Source organism: Coprococcus sp. AF19-8AC, assembly GCF_003603115.1.
GTDB classification, from domain to species: Bacteria; Bacillota; Clostridia; order Lachnospirales; family Lachnospiraceae; genus Coprococcus; species Coprococcus aceti.
The window spans coordinates 383790-406673 of the sequence record NZ_QTMI01000002.1 but is presented as its reverse complement, the minus strand read 5'-3'; the positions used below and the strand labels follow the sequence as shown (position 1 = coordinate 406673).

18 protein-coding genes and 2 tRNA genes are annotated in these 22884 nt (G+C 41.5%); 11 read left to right on the top strand and 9 right to left on the bottom strand.

Annotated features, from left to right (window positions below; genetic code table 11):
- Positions 1–235 precede the first annotated feature (235 nt).
- The 6 genes from DWX57_RS06605 to trmB all read right to left on the bottom strand — a co-directional run bounded on the left by DWX57_RS06605 (position 236) and on the right by trmB (position 7611).
- Positions 236–766: a DUF4446 family protein gene (locus DWX57_RS06605; RefSeq protein ID WP_022217392.1), complete on the bottom strand. Its 531-nt coding sequence runs from the start codon at positions 764–766 to the stop codon at positions 236–238.
- A 49-nt stretch (positions 767–815) separates the two neighbouring features.
- Positions 816–1784: a ParB/RepB/Spo0J family partition protein gene (locus DWX57_RS06600; RefSeq protein ID WP_022217393.1), complete on the bottom strand. Its 969-nt coding sequence runs from the start codon at positions 1782–1784 to the stop codon at positions 816–818.
- A 12-nt stretch (positions 1785–1796) separates the two neighbouring features.
- On the bottom strand, positions 1797–2567 hold the full coding sequence (locus DWX57_RS06595; protein ID WP_022217394.1) for a ParA family protein: 771 nt from the start codon (positions 2565–2567) through the stop codon (positions 1797–1799).
- 1352 nt (positions 2568–3919) lie between these two features.
- A complete protein-coding gene (argS, locus tag DWX57_RS06590; RefSeq protein ID WP_055222373.1) occupies positions 3920–5611 on the bottom strand; it encodes an arginine--tRNA ligase in 1692 nt (563 codons plus the stop codon).
- Positions 5612–5749: 138 nt separating this feature from the next.
- Positions 5750–6880 (bottom strand): sensor histidine kinase, encoded by a 1131-nt coding sequence (locus DWX57_RS06585; RefSeq protein WP_055145981.1) that lies wholly within the window; start codon positions 6878–6880, stop codon positions 5750–5752.
- 83 nt (positions 6881–6963) lie between these two features.
- Positions 6964–7611 carry a tRNA (guanosine(46)-N7)-methyltransferase TrmB gene (trmB, locus tag DWX57_RS06580; protein ID WP_120123278.1) on the bottom strand — a complete coding sequence of 216 codons (648 nt, stop codon included), beginning with the start codon at positions 7609–7611 and terminating at the stop codon, positions 6964–6966.
- 239 nt (positions 7612–7850) lie between these two features.
- On the opposite strand from trmB, the gene DWX57_RS06575 reads away from it, so the two are divergent.
- Positions 7851–7923: transfer RNA gene (locus DWX57_RS06575), tRNA-Lys, on the top strand.
- A gap of 172 nt (positions 7924–8095) precedes the next feature.
- Positions 8096–8168, top strand: a tRNA-Lys gene (locus DWX57_RS06570).
- Positions 8169–8266: 98 nt separating this feature from the next.
- Here DWX57_RS06570 and DWX57_RS06565 read toward each other — a convergent pair.
- Both DWX57_RS06565 and DWX57_RS06560 read right to left on the bottom strand, forming a co-directional pair.
- Complete coding sequence (locus DWX57_RS06565; protein ID WP_117874333.1) at positions 8267–9181, bottom strand: radical SAM protein; 915 nt, start codon at positions 9179–9181, stop codon at positions 8267–8269.
- 49 nt (positions 9182–9230) lie between these two features.
- Positions 9231–10076: an Mrp/NBP35 family ATP-binding protein gene (locus DWX57_RS06560; RefSeq protein WP_022217397.1), complete on the bottom strand. Its 846-nt coding sequence runs from the start codon at positions 10074–10076 to the stop codon at positions 9231–9233.
- Positions 10077–10348: 272 nt separating this feature from the next.
- Between DWX57_RS06560 and DWX57_RS06555 the strand changes: the two genes are divergently transcribed.
- From DWX57_RS06555 to DWX57_RS06530, 6 genes are all read left to right on the top strand, one after another.
- Positions 10349–11863 (top strand): aminoacyl-histidine dipeptidase, encoded by a 1515-nt coding sequence (locus DWX57_RS06555; RefSeq protein ID WP_120123276.1) that lies wholly within the window; start codon positions 10349–10351, stop codon positions 11861–11863.
- Between the two features lie 35 nt (positions 11864–11898).
- Complete coding sequence (locus tag DWX57_RS06550; protein ID WP_015534420.1) at positions 11899–12990, top strand: PTS transporter subunit IIC; 1092 nt, start codon at positions 11899–11901, stop codon at positions 12988–12990.
- Positions 12991–13384: 394 nt separating this feature from the next.
- The gene (locus DWX57_RS06545) at positions 13385–14113 is read left to right on the top strand and encodes a flavodoxin (RefSeq protein ID WP_015534419.1); all 729 of its coding nucleotides are present in this window, start codon (positions 13385–13387) and stop codon (positions 14111–14113) included.
- An 87-nt stretch (positions 14114–14200) separates the two neighbouring features.
- Positions 14201–15064 carry an aldo/keto reductase gene (locus DWX57_RS06540; RefSeq protein WP_015534418.1) on the top strand — a complete coding sequence of 288 codons (864 nt, stop codon included), beginning with the start codon at positions 14201–14203 and terminating at the stop codon, positions 15062–15064.
- Between the two features lie 136 nt (positions 15065–15200).
- On the top strand, positions 15201–16043 hold the full coding sequence (locus DWX57_RS06535) for a hypothetical protein (protein ID WP_022217400.1): 843 nt from the start codon (positions 15201–15203) through the stop codon (positions 16041–16043).
- A 245-nt stretch (positions 16044–16288) separates the two neighbouring features.
- Positions 16289–17653, top strand: a complete 1365-nt coding sequence (locus DWX57_RS06530) for an MATE family efflux transporter (protein ID WP_117550554.1) — start codon at positions 16289–16291, stop codon at positions 17651–17653.
- Here the strand turns inward: DWX57_RS06530 and DWX57_RS06525 are convergent.
- Positions 17619–18998, bottom strand: coding sequence for an MATE family efflux transporter (locus tag DWX57_RS06525; RefSeq protein WP_120123275.1), 1380 nt, complete (start codon positions 18996–18998; stop codon positions 17619–17621). The two genes, DWX57_RS06530 and DWX57_RS06525, sit on opposite strands and share 35 nt — an antisense overlap.
- A gap of 738 nt (positions 18999–19736) precedes the next feature.
- Between DWX57_RS06525 and DWX57_RS06520 the strand changes: the two genes are divergently transcribed.
- The 3 genes from DWX57_RS06520 to trpD are packed head-to-tail and all read left to right on the top strand — an operon-like array spanning position 19737 to position 22858.
- A complete protein-coding gene (locus tag DWX57_RS06520; protein WP_120123274.1) occupies positions 19737–21212 on the top strand; it encodes an anthranilate synthase component I family protein in 1476 nt (491 codons plus the stop codon).
- A 37-nt stretch (positions 21213–21249) separates the two neighbouring features.
- Positions 21250–21816, top strand: a complete 567-nt coding sequence (locus DWX57_RS06515; RefSeq protein WP_055145999.1) for an anthranilate synthase component II — start codon at positions 21250–21252, stop codon at positions 21814–21816.
- A gap of 28 nt (positions 21817–21844) precedes the next feature.
- A complete protein-coding gene (trpD, locus tag DWX57_RS06510) occupies positions 21845–22858 on the top strand; it encodes an anthranilate phosphoribosyltransferase (protein ID WP_120123273.1) in 1014 nt (337 codons plus the stop codon).
- Positions 22859–22884 lie beyond the last annotated feature (26 nt).

The following is a 22884-nucleotide window of genomic DNA, read 5'->3' as shown; positions in this document are numbered from 1 at the left end:
TAAATTTATTTGAAAATATATTATAATAATGTAGCTACATAATATATTTTCATGTTTTTGTTTCTTTTTATTTTCTTGTTTATTTTATAAATCTTGTTCTTATCGTTTTAGCGATTTTACGTTTTATACGCTTTTGTATTTTATATACTTTTGTGCTTTATACGCTTTTCTATTTTATGTGTTTTATACACATTTGTACGTTGCATGTTTTGTATAATATTTTTTTGAAATATGGTTATTTTAGTTTGTTTTCAGCTATTTCATCCTCGAGGGTTTTAGCTCGTTCAATAGCCTCTTTTTCCTCTTCTGACAGTGCAACATATGCTTCGCCACCTATGATCTCTTTTGCATAGTTAAAACAGCCTTCTCTGGTATGCATACAGTTGAGTACGACACCATTGTTCTCTGTATCCAGAAGAGCAAGTGCAAAACTTAGATTACCACCCATTCCTTCAAATGCATTATACTTTACAAGACCAATTTTACTGACACATGCTGAAAGATGACTCTGTATTTCCTTATGTTCCTTTGTGAGTCGCTTGGAATTGTTTTTTACAGCATCCATCTCAGCGAATCTTTTCATGATAATATCTTCAAGATCACCTGCCTGAGTTCCGCTCAACAGCCTTTTTATCTGTTTGTTTCTATTTTTAATATTGCCCATCAATATGAATAATAGTACAAACAAGGCTATTATGAGAACCAGCATACCAATTAGTATGTAGGCAGGATCAATACCTATTTTTTGTAATATGGAACTTTCCATTATAATATTGTCCTTCCTTGATTGTGCATATGTATGATGCAGATGGTTACTACATCATTTCTTTATTGATTGAGTAAAGCATCTCTGTTATTCGGTCAAGCTCGTCCTGAGAATAGTAGTTTATCTCAATTTTGCCTTTGTCGTTATTAGATGCCTTGATAGCTATCTTTGCACCTAAAATTGACTTTAATTTGTTCTCTATATCAGAATAGAAGACGGATAAATCCTTTTGAGGCTTCTGTTTTTCCTCTTTTTCCGGCTTTTTCTCCAGAATTGCCTTTACATATGCCTCTGTTTCTCTAACACTGAGCTTCTGATCGTATACAATTGCAGCCGTTTCGTACTGTAATTTAGGATCTTCTATAGGAATAAGTGCTCTGGCATGTCCTGTTGATATCATATTATACATGACCATCTGTCTTACATCCTCGCAAAGCTTCAGAAGTCGGAGAGAATTGGTTATTGTTGATCTGCTTTTTGATACTCTCTCTGCAACTTCTTCCTGCTTGAGATTATATTCCGATATAAGAGCTTCGTAAGCCTCAGCTTCTTCAATTGGATTCAGATCCTCTCTCTGAATATTCTCTATAAGAGAAATCTCCATTATTTCTTTGTCAGTATAATCACGTATAACTACAGGAACTTCCTTTATTCCTGCCATTCTGGCAGCTCTCCAACGTCTTTCACCTGCAATTATCTCATAATAATCGCCTTTTTTAGTGACAATCAGAGGCTCAAGAACACCATATTTCTTAATGGAATCAGATAATTCCTGTAATGCTTCTTCATCAAACTGCTTTCTTGGCTGTGACTTATTTGGCTCAATGAGATTGATCTTAATCTTCTGTTCAACCTCTTTTACAACTTCCTTCACAACCTCTTTGGTTACTGTTTTTACCTCTTTACTTGTGTTTTCAGAGGAGTTTTGCTGATTATTTCTACTTCGGGACGGCTTTGAAGCCTCTGAAGTGCCTAAAAGGTCGTTCAAACCTCTTCCTAAACCTTTTTTCTGTGCCATATTAGCCCTCCATTATCTATAGTAGTCATTTTCTATAACTTCATCTGCCAACATCATATAATGCTCAGCTCCGGCTGATCTTGGATCATACTCAATTATTGGCATTCCGTAACTTGGCGCTTCAGCAAGTCTGACATTTCTCGGTATAACTGTGTTGTATATGTGTTGTTTGAGGTTTTCTTTTACATTTTCAACGACCTGAACTGATAAATTGGTTCTTGAGTCAAACATTGTAAATACAACACCTTCTATAGTAAGAAGTCTGTTCAGATTTTTTCTTATCAGTTCGATAGTGTATACCAACTGTGAGAGACCATCCAGTGCGAAAAATTCACATTGAATAGGTACAAGTACCGTATTTGCTGCTGTAAGAGCATTTACAGTAAGCATTCCAAGTGCAGGAGGACAATCAATGATAACGTAATCAAATTTGTTCTTTACCTTCTTGATATGTGTCTTAAGAATGTGCTGCATATCCTCCATTCCGACAAATTCAACCTCAGCACCTGCCAGTTCTCTGTTGGCAGGAATGAGATTAAGACCAGGATATACGTTTATGAGCATACATTCTCCTATGTTGCACTCATTTCTCAACATATCATAGACTGTGTATTCAAGAGAATCCCTGTCTACACCTAATCCACTTGTCATATTACCCTGTGGATCCATATCAACGGCCAGAACTTTTTTACCCTTTGCTGCCAGACATGCGGCAAGGTTTATGGCTGTTGTTGTCTTGCCAACGCCACCTTTCTGGTTAGCAATCGCTATAATTCTGCCCATTTTGTCTCCTTTTCATTCAAAAAAAGAATGTTTCACGTGAAACATTGTTGTTTGCTTATTTAATATAGATAAAATATGATGATATTTTATATTATAAATAGTGCTTGTCTATTATAGCACTTATAAAGTGCTAATTCTACAAAATACAGAAAAAATATGATGTTTAATAAAATGTTTCACGTGAAACATTCTATTATCTAATGAATGGATAATATCGTATACAAAGTGGCAATTAAACTGTGTAAAATCTGATAAATAGTGTGTGCATGTTTTGTATTCGTTATATGGGTAAAGTTTCACGTGAAACATTTTATAATTGAATTAATGGTTAAAAAGGTAAGTAAAGTATTGACTATGCTTGAAAGTTCTGGAAATTCTTTGAAAAAATCAGAATAATAGACAAAAAAGTACAATTATTATATGTGGATTACTTAGACATATAAATATTATATGTAATGATGAAAATGTTTCACGTGAAACATGAATATTATCAAATAAATCAGAAAAGTAGTTCATGGAGTGATAATTGAGTCGTAAAATACTTTGTAATAATGTAAATGAATAATAAGGTAGCAGAAACGACAAACAAGATGTAAAAGATTTATAAGTGTAGAAAACAAATGCATGCGATATCTGAAGTTTGAGTTGAAATACATTTATCATAAAGTTTCACGTGAAACATTCAAATATATATAATATTAAAGCAAAATTAAATATACAAAGGATCTATTTATTGAAATTATTTAAATCACCATATAATTTAGTATTTAACAGCTTTAAAGATTCTGTATTCATAAAAACGCAATGTAGAATATAGAAGTATATAAAGGAATAGAACAGAAGAGATTATATAATACGTAATATGGTTAGAAATATGATTTTGTTATTTTAATAAACAATTTCTTCACAAAGAGAACTGTAAAACTTAGAAAAACAAGAGAAGAATACCTAAAAATATTCAGATATAAGAAAAAATACCTGAAGTAAAGATATTCAGAACAAAATTATCTAGGATAATAATTTCTGAACAATGATGTCTGGAAGATAGTGTTTAGAAGACAATATTCAGAATGAAATATTCAGAATGATAATACTCAGAACGATAATACTCAGAACGATAATACTCAGAACGATAATATCCAGAACAATGACAGCCAGATAAGAATATTCAGAACAGAAATATCATGAGTAATATTATTTAGAGAAAAGTATCAAAAACAATAATATCTATGACAATATAATTTAAAATGGTTCCTGGAGATATATGAGAAAAAGAGAATGTTTCACGTGAAACATTCTCTTTTTCTTTAACCAGGTTATATGGTCATATATTAATATAGAAGAAACACTGATTACATTGCCTCTGGAGCTTCGATTCCAAGGAGGTTAAGTGCTTCAGATATTGTATTCTTAGTGAGATATGTGAGCATAACTCTTGCATTCTTGAGCTCAACATCATCTACATTGATTCTTGTTGAGTTATAGAACTTGTTAAATGCCTGAGCAACATCAACTGCATATCTTGCTACAACAGATGGCTCATACTTATCAGCAGCATCCTTGATCACAGATGGGAATCTGTTGATCTCTTTTAATAACTCTATGGCATCCTGCTCTGTAATGAGACTGTAGTTAACCGGTTTTGATGGATCGAATGACTCAGCAAGTCTTACAACGCTGCAGCATCTTGCATGTGTATACTGAACATAAGGACCTGTCTCACCATCAAAGTTGAGAACCTTATCCCAGCTAAATGATACATCCTTGATTCTCTGGTTATATAAGTCATTGAAAAGAACAGCACCAACACCAACTTTCTTGGCTACATCCTCCTTGTTTGGAAGATTTGGGCTCTTTTCGGTGATTATCTCAAGACTCTTTGCAATGGCATCCTTCAGAATATCCTCTGCGTATATGATATTACCGCTTCTGGTAGAAAGCTTTGCTCCCTCAAGACTTACAAGACCATAAGGAATGTGAACAAGCTGATCCTTTGCCCATTCGTTTCCAAGAAGCTCAACTACCTTGAATACCTGTGCAAAATGAAGTTTCTGCTCCTGACCGGTTACATATAAGCACTTTGAGAAGTGATATGTGTCTTTTCTATAGAATATAGCAGCAAGATCTCTTGTTGCGTATATTGAGCTTCCGTCTTTCTTGGTTATGATACATGGAGCCATATCGTAATCTGAGAGATCAACGATCATAGCACCTTCGCTCTCCTTCAGAAGACCGGCAGCCTTAACCTTGTCCACAACAGCCTGGCACTTGTCTCTATAGAAACTCTCTCCAAGATAGTAGTCGAAATCCATTCCGAGGAGGTTGTATGTTCTCTTGTATTCAACAAGACTTATATCCTTGAACCACTGCCATATGCTGAGTGCTTCCTCGTCTCCATTTTCCATCTTGTTGAACCATGCTCTTGCCTCGTCAACAAGCTCTGGATTCTTGTCAGCCTCTTCATGGAACTTCACATACAGCTTCATGAGCTCTGAGATTCCATCCTTCTCAACAGCTTCCTTTGAACCCCATGCCTTGTAAGCTACGATAAGCTTACCAAACTGTGTGCCCCAATCGCCAAGGTGATTTATTCTTACAACATTGTATCCAAGCTTGGAATGAATCTTGTAAAGAGAGTTACCGATTATTGTAGTTCTGAGATGGCCAACGTGGAAATTCTTTGCAACGTTAGGAGATGAGTAGTCAATACATATGGTCTGTCCCTCGCCTATATCGGATTTGCCGAAGTCATCTGTGTTGGCTGCCTCTATCATTGTCTTTACAAATACATCTTTCTTGATATAGAAGTTCAGGTATGCACCTGCTACATCGATCTTCTCGATGAAATCTACATCTCCTATGGCTTCCTTTATATCGGCTGCAATCATATTTGGGGCTTTTCTGAGCACCTTTGCCAGTCTGAAGCAAGGAAATGCAAAATCACCCATATCAGGGCGTGGTGGAATCTCGATTGAAGCAATGATATCTGACATTTCGATTCCTTCTACGTTATTTGAGATAAGCTGTGCAATTTTTTCTTTCATGATAATGTTCCTTTTATGTTTATTTTATTCGAAATATATATGTGTTGATAAAACAACATATACACAATATAACACTTTGTTACTTTAAGATATCCAACCTGTAAACTAAGTAATATATGTCTTTCAACAGATACGTTATTATTCAAGTGGAATAGTAAATCTTACATTTGTTCCGGTTTTTGAATCTCCATCGATCTTCAGAGTTCCATTTAACAGATATATGATCTCCTTGATTCTGTGGAGACTGCTGTACCATGGACTGTTGGTATCATAATTGTTGTCTATACCCACGCCATTGTCGTTGATATATACATCTATGAGCTTACTGCTCAGATATATCTTGATTGAGACCTTGTTGGCATTTGAATGAACAAATATGTTGTCCATAATATCTTTAGTTATTGATAAAAGATATGTAGCTACAATACCTGGAATATTCATGGCATAATCAGCACAGTTGATGTCGTATGATATGCCACATTCAGGATGTTCATCCCTGTAACCCTGGAAAAGTTTCTCAAGATGATTCCATACAGGCTCTTCGCTGTCTGATTCTCCAGAGAGAGAATTGGCAAGTTCATCTACATGGTCGGCAAGTTTTGCCGTTGATGAGGTGAGCTCTTCGAGTGTGACCTTAGCTCTGTTGATATCTGATCTTATAAGCCAGGACAGTACATCCAGCTTGTGTGAATTGGAGTCAAGAACATCTGTGATGTCAGATTGAATCCTGTCCGCAAGCTGTTTTTTCTCATATTGGTACAATCTGAGGATATTTTTTCCGTGATCCGCTGCTGTCAGGGAATCAGTATCTGGTCCGTCTGTTTCTGTTGTATCTTCATTATTAATAGTAGATACTTCCTCAGTCACCTCCGTCAGAAGATCATCTATATGTCTGTTGGAGGTGGATAGATCAGTTATACGCTTCTTAAGCAATGCGGTTTCTTCTTCGTCCTCTTTGATCTGAAGATGAAGAGTCTGCTGCATATCCTGAAGCTCCTTTAACTGAAGCTCTATTTGAGTAGCCTTTTCCTGCTGTGAGGTGGTGTCTACTGAGAATGGTGAAAATACATTGTGACCAGTGCTTGTCTTGAAGGAGTATACATCTAATGTCTTTATAAGCTGGTCTATCTTTGCCTTGAGTTCAAAATCTTCAGTTTTGAGTGACTGAACCTGCTCAAGCTTGCTGATATATGAATCATTAAAGAAATTCAACAGATCCTGATTGGTCTTGCGCACCAATTTGAGACTTTCTATAGAAGATGTATCCATGATGAAACTCCTTTCCATAAATTTGCTGTAATCTTCATTGTAGTATACCAAAAACTGTGTGTCAACAAATGCAAAATCAACGTTTATTTCTTTTCCCTGTATGCGACGAGTCTGTTGATAGGTGTTCCAATTGCTGAGAATTTGGTCTCATACTCGGTCATGATGTTGCCTTCGTTGTATTCTGAATTGTGAAGGTCATATGTGTAGTTCTCAAGGATCCATCCTGCCTCGGGAACCTGTTCCAGAGAGAAATCAAAGAGTCCTCTGTTATCAGTCTTAAATATAACTCTTCCCTCAGGGGCGAGGAGCTGATCATACAGACCAAGAAAATGTGTAGATGTGAGACGTCTCTTGGCATGCCTGTCCTTTGGCCATGGGTCCGAGAAATTGAGATATATTCTATCTACTTCATTTGTATCGAATACGTCAGTTATATATTCGGCATCCATTCTTATAAAGTAGAGATTCGTCATCTCAGGTTCAAGCTCTCTTTTCTCAAGGGCACGCACCAGGACACTTGAATACTTCTCTATGCCTATGTAATTGATATCAGGATTGCGTCTTGCAAGCTCCATGATAAACTGTCCCTTGCCCATGCCTATCTCAATATGTATAGGGTTATCGTTGTCAAATAACTCATGCCAATGCCCCTTCATGCCTGTTTCATTGTGCACTACATAGTCATTTGCTGCGATAGTCTCTCTTGATCCTTTTACATTTCTCAGTCTCATAGTAATCTCCATCTATTTATTGTAAAAATCTTCTTTTTATTGAAAAAGTCATACCTTATAATAATAACATAGGCGAAAATGATATTCAAACAATATATATAACTGGTAATTTTGGTATGGGATAGGAGCAGAGTAATACCGAACAAATAAAAATGAAAAAAGTTGAAAAAAACACTTGCATTATAAAAAGAACTAATGTATACTCTAATCTGTTGTGACGAACACAACATGATAAATACGGGCCGCTAGCTCATTTGGTAGAGCACCTGACTCTTAATCAGGGTGTGCGGGGTTCGAGCCCCCGGCGGCCCACTACAAGGTGGATTGACTGCAATATAATTGTGGCTGGTCCATTTTTTTGTCACTCAGTTTGGAATTATTTGCTGGATGTCAGAAAAGTTGAAAAAAATGAGAAAAACACTTGCATTATTCTCAGAACTGATATATAATCTATTCTGTTGTGACGAACATAACAAATAAATACGGGCCGCTAGCTCATTTGGTAGAGCACCTGACTCTTAATCAGGGTGTGCGGGGTTCGAGCCCCCGGCGGCCCACTACAAGATGGATTGACTGCAATATGTTGTGGCTGGTCCATTTTTTTGTGCAAAAATCCATGGTCTTTTATTTATTTCCTTATTTGAAGATGTGTGGGTTACACGCCTTCGTTATCGAATGCTGGAATGAAGCTCTCTTTTGCTGTCTCACCCTCCTGTATAAATCCATTTTCAACGCCGATATCAATGGCATAATCCACAAGCTCATCGTATTCAGAAGGAGTTATAGTTCTGCCAAGCTCTGGAAATCTATTCTCAATTCCCGGCATAGGGGTGTACTGGTTCATGATGCTTATATATATTGAATCTTTGTATGTGTTATATAGATATGTGATTATTGACTTGGAATCATCCAGATGATCAGGAAGCTGCAGATGACGGACGATAACACCTCTCTGCATAATTCCGTCGTCATCAAAGCGGGTCTGGTCTCCTCCGCATTGTCTGACCATCTCAGATATGGAGGCTTTGGCATGTTCAGGATAGTCTGGAGCATTACTGTATTTTGCGGACAGATCCGGTGACATGAATTTGAAATCAGGAAGATACACGTCTATATAGCCATCAAGTAGCTGTATCATCTCGGCCGTTTCATAACCACTGCAGTTATATACAAATGGAAGCTTGAAGTTCCGTGATCTCGCCATGTCTATAGCTGATATGATCTGTGGTATATAGTGATCCGGTGTGACAAGATTGATGTTGTTGGCACCCTTATCCTGAAGCTCAAAGAAAATGTTGCACAGCCTTGATATGGATATATTCTTGCCAGCCTTGCCTCCGGATATGGCTTTATTCTGGCAGAAGCAGCATCCAAGTGCACATCCGGAGAAGAATACGGCACCTGAACCGTTCTCTCCGGATATACATGGCTCTTCCCACATGTGTAGCGCTGCACGGCTCACCCTGACTGTGTCTGTCATATGGCAGGCACCTGTGTGACCGGATGTACGGTCTACACCGCATTTTCTTGGACACAATATGCAGTTGTTCAGGATGTGCCGGATATCCATATTATTTACCTCCAAAATAGATGATAATTGTTATTAACTGACAGGTGAATTAGTATTTGTCAGGGTCAAATGTGCTTATGAGATCAGCAAATTCCTGAAGATCAGCATTTGCTTCCATGTGCTCTATCTCACCCCTATCCATAAGCCCCGCAAGGGAAGGATTGATAGGCAGACGGATCGCGTGCCCTATATACAGGTCTCTTATGACCTGCTCAAGCTGGCTCTTGCCAAATATATAGTGCTTGTTATTGCAGTCAGGACAAATGAAATATGACATATTCTCTATCATACCAATGACAGGGATATTCATGCTGTCTGCCATGTGAACAGCCTTTCCAACGATGACAGATACGAGATCCTGAGGGGTGGTAACTACCACAACTCCATCTATAGGGATGGACTGGAATATGGTAAGTGGCACGTCGCCGGTTCCAGGAGGACAGTCGATGAACATATAGTCTATGTCTCCCCAGATGATGTCTGAGTAGAACTGCTTGACTGTTCCCGCTATGATAGGTCCTCTCCAGAGGACAGGTGTTGTCTCGTCGTCCAGAAGAAGATTCACAGACATGATCTTGATTCCTGTTTCCGTCTCATCGGGATACAGGAAATCTCCTTCTGCCTCTGGTGTCTTATGTACGCCAAATGCCTTTGGAATAGAAGGTCCTGTGATATCTGCGTCAAGTATGGCTGTCTTGTAACCCATGCGCTGCATGAGAACGGCGAGCTGACAGGTTACTGAGGATTTGCCGACTCCTCCTTTGCCGCTGACCACGGCAATAATATGTTTTATATGTGAACCTGGATGTGGCTCTATGATAAGACTCTGTGGTTCTGTTCTGCTGGAACAGCTCTGACCACAGGTACTGCAGTTGTGTGTACAATTCTCTGACATGATACTCTCCAATCTACTGCACATGGATGTCTGTGCAATCTGTGTTGTATGCTAAGTTACGCATTTGATTAATATATATCATTAAGAGGTTACAAAGTCAACGAATGCAGGTACTATGAAATTTGAGAGGTGAGTTGAAATTGACGGGTGTCAAATATATAATCAGAGACATGATAGTATACGGATTGTAGAGTTGAAATGAAATACCTGATAGAAAGTATTCTAATAAAGTAATTGGGCATGAAAAATACTATAAATAAGGAGAATATAGCATGGGAGTTTTATCAAATATCGAGCCATATGGAGTTTTTCGTTTCTTTGAGGAGATATGCGGGATTCCACACGGATCGTCGGATACAAAGAAGATAAGTGATTATCTGGTGAAGTTTGCCATAGACAAAAATCTGAGATATATACAGGATGAGAGCAACAATGTGATCATATTCAAGGACGGAACTGCCGGGTATGAGGACAGTGCCCCTGTCATGCTACAGGGACATATGGATATGGTCTGTGAGAAAGATGTTGACTGTGATATTGATTTTGAGCGGGACGGACTGAGACTAGTGCTTGAGGACGGAGTGATATCCGCTGATGGAACCACCCTTGGCGGAGATGACGGGATAGCTGTGGCATTTGCACTGGCTATACTGGATGCCGACGATATACCACATCCACCGATTGAGTGCATATTTACGGTTGATGAGGAGATAGGAATGCTGGGAGCTGCGGCGATTGACTGTAGTCCACTTAAGTCACGGATCATGCTCAATCTGGATTCTGAGGATGAGGGGTATCTGTTGGTGTCATGTGCCGGAGGTGCGTGTGCTACGTGCCATATTCCGGTTGAATATGAGAATGCAGAAGATGATCATTCAGTTGTGAAAATTATTGTAGAGGGTCTTACCGGTGGACATTCCGGCGTGGAGATCATAAAACAGAGGGCAAATGCCGACAAGCAGCTTGCAAGACTTCTATATAATATAGGAAGGGATGTTCCATACAGACTGATATCTATACAGGGCGGTCTTAAGGACAATGCAATACCTAACAAGGCGGAGGCATATGTGGGTATTGATCCGGAGGATGTGGATAACTTTGTAAAATCTGCGGAAAAGAATGAGAATATTCTGAGGCATGAATTTGGAAATACTGATCCAGAGCTTATAGTGAAAGTAGAAACGGATCTGTCAGATGATCTGGGTTCATATAATAACGCGGATGATGTGCAGAACGATATGTATGGTAGAACCATGATCAACAGAGTTATGACAGAAAAGTCATCGGATATAGTTATCAGGAGTCTTATGATGATGCCAAATGGAATTCAGAAGATGAGCAATGATATAGAAGGGCTTGTGCAGACATCGCTGAATCTTGGAATATTGAATACAACTGAGGATGAGGTCACAGCAAGCTTTTCAGTAAGAAGCAGTGTACAGTCTGAAAAGGAAAATCTGATAGATCAGCTCCGATGTGTATCTGTCTCGGCTGGTGGAAGTCTGGAAGTGCAGGGGGATTATCCTGCATGGGAGTACAGACATGATTCTCCTCTCAGAGATATTATGGTGGATGTGTTTGAAGAGCAGTATGGAAGAAAGCCTGTTATACAGGCGATTCACGCCGGAGTGGAGTGTGGACTTTTCGCTGGCAAGATGCCGGGTCTGGACTGTGTATCATTTGGCCCGGATATGAAGAATATCCATACAAGCAGAGAGTCTATGGATGTAGCCAGTGTGCAGAGAACATGGAGGTATACACTGGGTATACTTGAGAAATTGAAGTAATTGACAGCAATATAATTCCAATAAGGAGAAGAATGATGGAAAAGGTAAAAGGATTCTTGAAGAAGAAGGACATTGTGTTCAGTGTCAAGAGATACGGAATAGATGCCCTGGGTGCCATGGCACAGGGATTGTTCTGTACTCTGCTGATCGGAACTATCCTGAACACACTTGGCAATCAGTTTGGTGTGCCATTTCTTAAAGCGGTTGTTGCGACCGTGAATGGAACAGATTATACAGTTGGAGGTCTCGCATCTGCTATGGCAGGACCTGCGATGGCGGTGGCTATAGGATATGCTCTTAAGGCACCACAGCTCGTATTGTTCTCACTGATAACAGTTGGATTTGCGGCAAATGCCTTGGGCGGCGCAGGAGGCCCGCTGGCAGTTTATTTTATTGCAGTTATTGCAACTGAACTTGGAAAGGTTGTCTCAAAGGAGACAAAGATTGACATACTGGTGACACCTCTGGTTACCATCGGAAGTGGTGTGGCTGTGTCTGCACTTCTTGCACCTACACTCGGTGCCATAGCCATGAAGGTCGGAGATCTCATCATGCTGGCTACAAACCTTCAGCCGTTCTGGATGGGTATTGCGGTATCAGTTCTCGTCGGTGTGGCACTTACACTTCCGATATCATCCGCTGCGATATGTGCGGCATTCGGACTTACAGGTCTGGCCGGCGGTGCTGCTGTGGCGGGATGTTGTGCGCAGATGGTTGGATTTGCAGTTATGTCATTCAGAGAGAATAAATGGGGTGGCCTTGTTTCACAGGGAATCGGAACATCAATGCTCCAGATGGGTAACATCATCAAGAATCCGAGAATCTGGATCGCACCTATAGTTACCTCTGCGATCACAGGTCCTCTTGCAACATGTCTGTTCAAGCTTCAGATGAATGGAACTCCTGTATCATCAGGTATGGGTACATGTGGTCTGGTTGGACAGATCGGAGTATACACAGGCTGGATGAATGATATCGAGGCGGGAAGCAAGACAGCGGTCACAGCTATGGACTGGGTTGGTCTGATCCTAATCTCATTTGTACTTCCTGCAGTTCTCTGCCCGCTCATCAACATGGTGGTGAGAAAACTCGGCTGGGTTAAGGATGGAGATATGACTTTATCATAAAGATTGGCTGAAATCCGGTGGAAGAAAATTATCTCAAAATTGTTTCCATCAGGCAGATTACAACAGAAAAGATACAATATTTTCGCAAATAAGATTGAAATTGGCTCGAAAGATACAAATTTACAGATTTTGTGTCTTTCGGGCCTTTTTATATGGAAAAGGAGATAATATTTTCCTAAAATGGGTGATTCAGAAGGAAAAAGATACAAAATATATGGTGCTTGATTTGTGGAGTGAAAATACAGCAAAAATGAGCAGACGATAGAAAAATCAAGAATACAAAAAAGTCCTTGCCTTGAAGTGAACTCCAAAGAGTATTATTAGATATGTCAGAGAAACAGTTCCTGACGTTTTTCGAAAATATGGTAGTTAAAACAGACAGGAGGACGCTTTAATGAAGAAATTAGGAGCATTTTTAGTGTGTGCTGTTATGGCTTTTGGACTTGTTGGATGCGGAAGTGGTGACAGCACAGAAAGTAAAAGTACCACACAGGCAGAAACCCAGACAGAGGTTGTTACGGATGCGGTCAATGAGGCCGATACAAGCAACGACAACGCTGACTCTACGGTATCAGAGGAACAGACCAGCGAGGAAAGCAGCGCTGATGAGACAGACAATGTTGACACAGAGACAGGTAAGACTCTGGTGATCTATTTTTCAGCAACTGGAAATACAAAAGATGCTGCAGAATATATAGCGGCAGAGACAGGAGCAGATATATTTGAGATCACCCCGGCCCAGGAGTATACATCGGATGATCTGAACTACAATGATGACAGCAGCAGGGTATCAAAGGAACACAATGACGAAAGCCTCAGGGATGTGGAGCTTACCACCACTGAAGTTCCTGGCTGGGAATCGTATGATACGGTATTTGTAGGTTATCCTATATGGTGGGGAACGTCTGCATGGCCGGTAGATTCATTTGTCAAGGCAAATGACTTCACTGGCAAGACTGTATATCCGTTCTGCACATCGGCGAGCTCAGGACTGGGAAGCAGTGCAGATGATCTGGCTTCTGAGGCAGGAAGCGGAGACTGGAAGGATGGTCAGAGATTCTCGTCGGGTGTGACACAGCAGGATGTGGCCGACTGGATAAGCGGGCTCGGCCTTGGACAGTAATGTGTCAGATAAGTAACTGAACAGATGTAATAAACATAGCTGGAAATAATTTGAAATTGAAATAAAAAGAAACAGGAGGATATAAAAATGTTAAAAGAAACTTACACACTTAACAATGGAGTAGCAATTCCAAAGCTTGGACTTGGAACATGGTTCATCGACGATGACAAGGTAGCAGATGCCGTGAGGGAGGCCGTAAAGATAGGTTACAGACATATTGACACTGCACAGGCATACGGCAATGAGCGCGGAGTAGGCGAAGGAGTTAGAACCTGTGGTATTCCAAGAGAAGAACTGTTCGTAGTCTCAAAGGTTGCGGCTGAGCACAAGACATATGAGGAGGCCAAGGCGGGAATCGATGGAACGCTTGAGAAGATGGGACTTGACTATCTCGATATGATGATCATTCACAGCCCACAGCCTTGGGTAAAGGTAAATCAGAGCGATGACAGATACGTGGAGGGCAACAGAGCAGCATGGAGAGCACTTGAGGAGGCATACAAGGAAGGCAAGCTCAAGGCTATTGGTATATCCAATTTCCAGATCGGTGATATCGAGAGCCTTATGGAGACTGCTGAGATCAAGCCTATGGTCAACCAGATACTTCTTCACATCAGCAATACTCCGATAGAACTGGTGGATTACTGTCAGAAGAACGATATACTTGTTGAGGCTTATTCACCTATCGCACATGGTGAGATACTCAATCAGCCTGAGATCAAGGCTATGGCGGACAAGTATGGTGTGACTGTTCCACAGCTCTGCATCAGATATACTATCCAGCTCGGAACAATTTCACTGCCAAAGACGGCCAATCCAGAGCACATGAAGAGCAATACAGAGGTCGATTTCGAGATAAGTGCAGAGGATATGGAGGCTCTTAAGAATTTCAAGAAGATCGAGAGCTATGGAGCGAGCAGTGGTTTTCCTGTATATGGTGGACGTATATAATAAAGAAAAGTTCATAGCTATAGTGGACAGCCGTCAGGTTTGTATAGTTTGCAATCATAAATATCTTGCATAATATAATAGTTACCTTATAATAGAGATGTTGCTAATTTTATACATTTAGGAGGAAATGAACAATATGAAAAAGGGAACAAGTTATATTGTAGTGGCTGCAATGATGATGGGATTGATGCTGACAGGCTGTGGGGGCAATGACAATTCTGTAACTAAGGCTACAACTGAAGCTGAGACAGAAGCAGCAACAGAGGAGCAGGATACTGAAACACAGGACACTGCAGATGATACTGAGGACAGTTCGGTCGCCATTGATGAGGAGGACACAGAGGAAGATACAGAGGACAGTGAAGAGGCAGAAGCTGATCCTTCAATAGTAGGTGTATACACCAAGAATGGTTATGAGAATTCGTATTTTGGATTTAAGATCAACCTTGAAGGAAGCTATGGAATTCAGACAAGAGGTTCATTACTGACTGCCACCGATATCTCTGAGGTTGTGGAGGATTCCAATAGCGATGAGACTGTACAGAGGGCATTGGATAATCTGGACAATAGCTTTACGGTAGGAAACGATTATGCATTCTGTGCAAATGATGGTACACACTATATTCTGCTCAAAATAAAGTCCCCTAAGGGTGGTGGAAATTACGGTTATGATGTGTGGGCTGATGAGAATACAGTAGCAAAGGCAACTGTTGCTCAGATGGATACTGTTATTACATCTACAGCAAGTAGAATTGGCGCTGAAGCAAGCAATATTGAGACTGATTATTCCAAGTGTACAGTATTTGGCGAAGAGCACTACATATGTACAGCAACGGCTGATATGTCTGGAACTGAGTACTCTCTGACAAATGTAATAGTAAGATCAGATGACGGAAAGTATACGATGATAATAGCTATAGAGACACTTGGTGACAGAAATTATCAGGATATTCTGGATAACATGTTCAGTCCATTATAAATTTTACAACTTTACTTTTTCAAAAACAAAAAGTATAATACACATCGAAAGCGAGTGGCAAAGATTGCGTAAATCCAGTTTTGTCACTCGCTTTTTATGTGTATATATAATAATTTTCTAGTGTGTAGCTATTCAGCGTAAGTCCAACTAACTTAGGCGGTAGCTGCTTTTTTTGTTCAGGGAAAGGAGTTTGAAGAGTGGAAGAAATAGATAAGAACAAAGAGGAAAACAGAGAGAGAAATAAGATGAAAGATATGCCAGTTGGAAAGCTGATGATCCAGATGGGTATTCCTATGATTCTTTCCATGGCGCTTCAGGCGGTGTACAACATCGTAGACAGCGCATTTGTGGGAAATATGAAGGTGGGAAGTGAGGCTGCGTTAAATGCCCTCACGCTGGTATTTCCGGTGCAGATGCTCATGGTTGCTCTGGGCATAGGCACGGGAGTCGGCACAAATGCGTTTATTGCCAGAACCCTTGGTCAGGGTGATAAGGAAAGAGCTGCCAAGGTGGCTGGCAACAGTCTGTTTCTCGGTGCTGTAATATATGTGGTGTGTTTGTTATTTGGAATATTGGGAGTGAGGACTTATATAGTCTCACAGACTATGGACACGCAGGTCACAGAGATGGCTGTGGATTATCTAAGAATATGCTGTGTGTATTCATTTGGAATAATATTCTTCTCGTTGTTTGAGAAGCTGCTTCAGGCAACTGGCAGATCCATGTATTCAACGATAGGTCAGGTGATGGGAGCTGTCATAAACATCATACTTGATCCGCTTCTCATATACGGAGTGGGACCATTTCCTGAGATGGGTGTCAGAGGAGCCGCCTATGCGACTATTATAGGTCAGATAGCGTCTGCGGTTCTGCTGTGCGTGTTCCATCTGAGACTTAATAAGGAATTTGAACATGGATGTGCATACATGAAGCCTGACTGGAGAATCATCCGGGGAATATATGCCATAGGACTCCCGGCCATCATAGCCCAGGCACTTATGTCCATCATGGTATACGCGCTGAATCTCATTCTCAAGTTTAACCAGTCGGCGCAGACTGCATATGGTCTGTTCTACAAGGTTCAGCAGTTTGTGCTGTTTCTCGCATTTGGACTCAGGGATGCGATCACCCCGATCACGGCATACAGCTATGGAATGGGTGACAGAAAGAGGATAAATGATGCGATTAAGTATGGAATAATCTACACAATAGTGCTGATGGTGTTTGGAATGGCTGTGACAGAGCTGTTTCCAGCTGCATTTGCCGGACTTTTTAATGCGGGACAGTCCAGAGTGTATTTTATAGACGCCATGAGGATAATCTCCCTAAGTTTCGTATTTGCCGGGGTAAATGTTGCATTTCAGGGAATATATCAGGCCCTTGAAGGCGGTGTGGAATCGCTTGTGATATCGCTGCTCAGACAGTTGATAATCATCCTGCCGCTTGCCGGAGCATTTGCGGCTCTGGTCAGAGGCGGTCAGGCGGATGTATCACTGATATGGTGGGCATTCCCGATCACGGAGATCGTGTCGTGCGTGGTGGGCATGGTGTTGCTGAGAAGGAAAATGAGGAGGGTTACTTCTTCCCTGCACCTTTCATCATTGACTTAAATGTCAGCATGAATGTTGCGCCGCATGAGAATGCGGACACTATGTCGCTGATAGGCTCGGCGTAGTAAATACTCATGACTGAGTGCGTGCAGTATGGCAGGATGATCGCGAGTGGGATTATCAGTATGACCTTTCTCAGCAGTGCAAATATAAGGGATTTGCCTGCTTGTCCCATGGATATGAAGGACTGCTGACATCCGTTCTGTATGCCAAAGAACATCATTCCGAATATGTATATCGGAAGAACTTTTGCACAGAGTGCTTTGAGGGATTCATCCGAGGTAAATATTCCGGCTGCCACGGACGGAAACAGGAATGCGGCCCCAGCCAGGACAAATGACACTATGATGGACATGGTTATCAGTATGGTACATGTCTTCTTCACTCTGTCCACGTTGCCCTTGCCGTAGTTGTAGCTGATGATGGGCTGGACTCCCTGGGAGAAACCGCTCATCGGGATAAATATAATCTGCATGATACTTTGAAGTATGGTGAACGATCCTACGTACAGGTCATCACCGTACTTCTGGAGTCCATGTGTGAACACGATGGTTATAAGGCTCTCCGTGACCTGCATGATAAATGGTGACACACCGAGAGCTGCGATGGACAGTATCAATTTGCCCTGTGGGCGCATCATCTGCGCTGATATGCGAAGACTAGCCTTGTCGGATGTCAGAAATCTGATAACCCATGCCGCGCTTATCGCCTGGGATATGACGGTCGCTATGGCCGCACCCTTGATTCCGAGGTTCAGTGCAAATATGAATATCGGATCGAGAATGATGTTGCATATCGCACCTATGAGTACTGAAGCCATGGCTGTCTTTGCCTGCCCCTGGGCTGTGATAAATGTGTTCAGTCCGGTGGTGATCATGACAAATATAGTGCCTATAAGGTAAATGCTCAGATAGTCATCGGCATGTGGATAGGTGGCATCGCTGGCACCGAAGAAATACAGAAGCGGTTTCTTCAATGTGTAGATGACAGCCATAACAATAACTGTAAATATGATGAGCAGGATTACGCCATTTGACAGGATGCGCTGTGCCTTGTCCCTGTCGCCTTTACCGAGAGCAATGGAAGCCAGAGGTGCTCCGCCCGCGCCCACGAACACGCTGAATGCACTTACAAGGGTGATGATCGGGAGACACAGTCCGATTCCGGTGAGGGATGCTGCGCCTACCTCGGGGATATGTCCTATGTATATTCTGTCCACTATGTTGTATAAGAGATTGATTAGCTGCGCCACAAATGTTGGAATGCCCATGGAGAGCATAAGTTTAAATATCGGCGCCGTGCCCATTCTCTCTTCAGAATTTGAAGAAATTGTACTTGTGTTCATAACTACTCCTTAATGTTGATAACTTTATAAAATCCGCTGAAAACTTTATCGTTCATCGTGGGGATGGAGGTACATGCCCCTCCGTCCTCAAGTCTAATGTATAGGATATTTCAGTTGGGGGGGTGTAGTCAATCTGCAAATAATTAAGAAAGTATAAAATAAATGATAAGTGGAAAAAGTCCAGTAAATATGCGGTAAACAGTAAAAAACAAGTGAAAATATGACAGAAACTTGAAAAATTAATCTTGACAAATTTACTAGGAAAGCGCATTATGGTTACAGATATAAGATAAACCGTTGATCAAGAGGAGTAGCGGCATATAACATGTTCAGAGAGTTGCAGGTGGTGTGATTGCAGCGATGGGAGTGCAGGTGAATGGACTTGTGAGGGCAAACCGAAAGATTTGAGATTCAAGTAGGGGAGACGGAGACCTACCGTTATAGAAGGTACATATATGATTGTATATGGTCGAGGGCATCGATATATATAAATATATATAAATTATTTATATATATTTTTTTTATTTATTGATGAAATTAGGTGGCACCGCAGGAGATTAGATTTCTTGTCCTAATGTTTGTAGGATAAGGAATTTTTTTTATGTCCTGTGGTTTTTTTTATTTTCATAAGGAGGGACCCGCATAAGCGGGAGGAATCCTTGTGAAGCACGCAGACGCCGCGCGAAGCGCCTTTCATGCGTCTGCTCATAATGGATTAATTGGCAAGGAGGATGAGACATGATAAGACCAGAACTTAACGAGGCAAAGAAATATGCGGCAGACGGATATAGGATTGTTCCGGTGTGCTGTGAGATGTTATCGGATGTGATCACACCTATCAACTTACTCAGAAAGCTGAAAGCGGCAAATGAGCACTGTTACATACTTGAGAGCGTGGAGAATCAGGAAGTGTGGGGACGGTACACATTTCTTGGTTACAATCCGAAGCTTGATGTCACATGCATGAATGGACACATACAGCTCAAGGATATAGATGGAAATGTGATAAAGAAAGCGGATGACATTCATCCTGAGGGATTCATAAGAGAGATACTTAAGGATTACAAGAGTCCGAAGATAGAAGGACTTCCAACGTTTACAGGAGGTTTTGTTGGTTACTTCTCATATGATTACATAAAGTACAGTGAGAAGAAGCTTGTGATCGATGCCGAGGATGATGAAGGGTTTCAGGATCTGGATCTGATGTTATTTGACAAGGTCATAGCATTTGACAATTTCAAGTCAAAGCTGATCCTCATTGCAAATGCTGACACGTCCGATATAGAAGCCGGATATGCAAAGGCACTTGCTGACATAGAAGATATGAAGAAGCTAATCCTCGATGGAGAGATGGCTGAGATAGAGCCGGTTAAGATGAAGAGTGATTTCAAGCCTCTGTTCAATAAAGAAAAATATTGCAGCATGGTCGAGAGGGCAAAGAAGTACATATTCGAGGGAGATATCTTCCAGGTGGTTCTGTCCAACAGACTTGAGGCTGAGATGGAGGGTTCACTGTTCAATACATACAGGGTTCTCAGAAGCACAAATCCTTCTCCGTATATGTTCTACTTCAGCGGCGACCAGATAGAGGTTGCGGGCGCATCACCTGAGACACTGGTAAAGCTTGAGAATGGCGTGCTCCACACATTTCCTCTTGCTGGAACGAGACCGAGGGGAAAGACAAAGGAAGAGGATATGAGACTTGAGGCAGGACTTATGGCGGATGAGAAGGAGCTGGCGGAGCACAACATGCTGGTGGATCTCGGAAGAAATGATCTTGGTAAGATAAGCAAGTTCGGAACTGTTGAGGTTGAGCAGTACATGAAGGTTCAGAGATACTCACATGTAATGCATATCGGGTCAACGGTCAAAGGAGAGATCGATGACAGCAGGTATGATGAGCTGTCAGCCGTAGATGCGGTACTTCCAGCAGGAACCCTCTCGGGAGCACCGAAGATCAGAGCGTGTCAGATCATCAACGAGCTGGAGAACAACAAGAGAGGAATATATGGTGGAGCCATAGGATACATAGATTTCACAGGAAATCTTGATACATGTATAGCCATAAGGATCGCATACAAAAAGGGTGACAAGGTATTTGTCAGATCCGGAGCAGGAATCGTGGCGGACAGTGTTCCGGCAAATGAGTTCCAGGAATGTATCAACAAGGCAAAGGCAGTTACAACAGCACTTGAGATGAGCAGTTGTTTGTGAATTGAAATCACAAACAACTATATATAAGGAGGAAAAAATGACAATACTTATAGATAATTATGACAGTTTCTCCTACAACCTGTATCAGCTTGTGGGGGCAATAAATCCGGATATAAAGGTCATAAGAAATGATGAGTTCACCTGTGAGGAGATTGAAGCTATGAATCCGGATCACATAATCATCTCACCGGGACCCGGAAGACCTTCGGATGCGGGAATGTGTGAGGAAGCGGTGAGATATTTTGCAGGAAAAGTACCAATCCTCGGCGTGTGTCTCGGACATCAGGCGATTTGTGAGACATATGGTGCGACAGTCACATATGCAAAGAAACTTATGCATGGAAAGATGTCGCTGGTTGATGTGGATCTGAACTGCAGATTGTTCAGAGGACTTCAGAGCAAGATACAGGTTGCCAGATATCATTCACTGGCAGCAGCCGATGAGAATTTCCCGGAATGCCTGGAGGTCACAGCCAGGACGGAGGATGGAGAGATCATGGCAGTAAAACACAGGAATTATGAGGTATATGGAGTTCAGTTCCATCCGGAGTCGATACTGACACCGAAGGGCAAGATAATGCTCAGAAATTTTTTAGAGATATAAAATGATATAAAATAAGGAGAATATGGCGATGATACAGGAAACTCTTAAAAAGGTAGCAGCAGGACAGGATCTTACATACGATGAGGCATATGCCAGCATGGATGAGATATTCAGCGGTCAGGTGTCGGGGGAGACAACGGCGGGATATCTCACAGCTCTTCACATGAAGGGCGAGACACTTGACGAGATAACAGCCAGTGCAAATGGAATGAGAGACCATGCAGAGTCTCTTCCACATGACGGAATAGATGTTCTTGAGATCGTGGGAACAGGCGGAGATTGTGCGAATTCATTTAACATATCGACAACGAGTGGTATAGTTGCAGCAGCGGCCGGAATACCGATCGCAAAGCATGGTAACAGAAGCGTATCAAGCAAGAGTGGAGCAGCGGATGTACTTGAGGCTCTTGGTGTAAATATCTCCATATCACCTGAAAAGATGGGCAAGGTTCTCGCTGAGTGCAACATGAGCTTTATGTTTGCCCAGGTTTATCACAAGGCGATGAAATATGCAGGTCCGGTCAGAAAGGCACTTGGAATACCGACAGTATTCAATATCCTTGGACCTCTCACCAACCCGGCAAAGGCTCAGATGCAGATCATGGGAGTATACAAGGAGGAGCTTGTTGATCAGATGGCTCCTGTACTTGTTGGTCTTGGTGTAAAACGGGGACTTGTCGTATACGGACAGGATTGTCTGGATGAGATATCCATGAGTGCACCTACAACAGTTGCAGAGATCAAAGATGGCGAGATCACAAAGTACGAGATCAAGCCAGAGAATTTCGGATTTGAGAGATGCAGCAAGGAGGATCTGGTGGGCGGCGATCCTGAGGAAAACGCGCAGATTACCCGCGATATCCTGTCAGGCAAGATCAAAGGAGCCAAGAGAAATGCAGTTGTACTGAACGCAGCAGCTTGTATTTACATCGCAGGCAAGGCAGATTCCATAGCGGATGGAATCAAGGTTGCAGAGGACGTGATCGACAGTGGCAAGGCTGCTGAGACGCTTGATGCATTTGTAAGACTGACAAATGAGTAGATAAGTTTCATCACAGACTATGATAG